Below are 1,420 nucleotides of genomic sequence, written 5' to 3' on the forward strand. Positions count from 1 at the left end.
CCCATCCGCATAGCGCATACCAACGGCATAGCGCGCAAATGACTGCCAGTCAGCTACACAAACAGGCCAATCACCTTGAAGCGCCAAGGTCAGTAGCGGGCACCGTGACGACGGCCTCGCGGATCTCGGTGGCGGCTTCCTCCTCGGCGGCCCTGGCGATGGCGTGGAAGACGCCGGCCGCGGCGGTGGTCGCACCGAACCGTTCACCGCCCAGCTTGACGAACGGTTCCTCCCGCAGCATCCGCTTGCACGCCTCGACGGCCTGCTCAGAACGGAGTTTCGCCTCCCAACCGAATAGCGTGCCCGTCCGCAGGGAACTCGTGCCGACAACCGACGGGTAGAGCAGCTCAAAGCCCCTGCGCCTCCAGTTGGCATCCAGGCCTTGCCCGCCGATCTCCAGCAATTCGACGTACTCACCGTTCCACTGTGCGGCGACAGAGTTGGTGGTCCCGAAGTCAATTCCGGCTGCCGTCATGCTTCCTCCCCCCACCCCGTAGCAGCGAGGCCGGCAACGCGCCGGAGTTGTCCCGCAAGAATGACTTTCCCTGTCAACTCGTCGACGTATGCCGGACTCAGCAACTCGAGGGCGTCTCCCGCGCCCTCCGTCACTACGAACCGGTCGCTTGCTTCTGGTTCCGTGACTCGCAGCAGCCCCAGTTCTCGCAGATGTGCGCTCATCGCACTCTCGACCACCTCGGGGCTGTCTCCGGCGCGGGACCGAAGCAGCGCGTCGATTTCGGCGAGGCGTCCGGCAAACTGGGCGCGCGTACGGAATTCGTCCAGCACCGCCTTGCGTACGGCCGCGGAAAGCACCCCAGACGGCGGCACCTCGTCGGACCCGGCAGCCTCCAGCGCCTCCGGGACGCGTTCCACAACTCCCTTGATCACCGTCATCGCGTCGAGCGGGCCGGGACGAACGGGAGAATCACCCGCGCTCGTCCGCACCGACTCGGCCGAGGGCTGGGAGCCCCGTTTCCTGTGACGCCTCAGGCCCCCAGGTTTATGGGGCGGCTCCGAACTCCTTGCACCGGTCGGTACCCGGCCGCAGGCTGGGCAGCGGAGGCGGAGGCGCTCGCTCCTGGGAGACTTCTCATTCTTTGCCATCAGGCTCGGCTCTGCTTCGTTCGGGTAGGGGCGGTGAACCAGGAAGTGGACGTCGCAGCGGTCATCGCGGGGGACTGTGGCGGTCGAGATGGGGGGCAGTAGTCCGGAAATCGTCGAGGAGTTCGACGGCGGCGCGGGCACGGATGGCCTCCAACTCGTCGGCACTTGTCATCGGGGTCCGGCGGGACAGGGCTTCCACCGGAGGCGCAAGATGCCGCGGCACCTGAGAGGACGTTAAGTCCGTTTCTGGTAGATGCCTCGTCCGGGTTGGGTGAGGAAGCCCTGGCGGGTGAGGCGTCCGAGGCGGGAGCGGGTG

2 protein-coding genes are annotated in these 1,420 nt (G+C 66.7%); both read right to left on the reverse strand.

Annotation, left to right across the window (positions count from 1 at the left end):
• Positions 1–70: 70 nt before the first annotated feature.
• Positions 71–475, reverse strand: coding sequence for a hypothetical protein (locus tag ACZ52R_RS43480; RefSeq protein WP_465755579.1), 405 nt, complete (start codon positions 473–475; stop codon positions 71–73).
• Positions 472–894 (reverse strand): hypothetical protein, encoded by a 423-nt coding sequence (locus tag ACZ52R_RS43485; RefSeq protein ID WP_465755580.1) that lies wholly within the window; start codon positions 892–894, stop codon positions 472–474. The genes ACZ52R_RS43480 and ACZ52R_RS43485 overlap by 4 nt, the downstream gene beginning before the upstream one ends.
• Between the last annotated feature and the right edge of the window lie 526 nt (positions 895–1,420).

The organism is Kitasatospora sp. NPDC034023 (assembly GCF_055575795.1).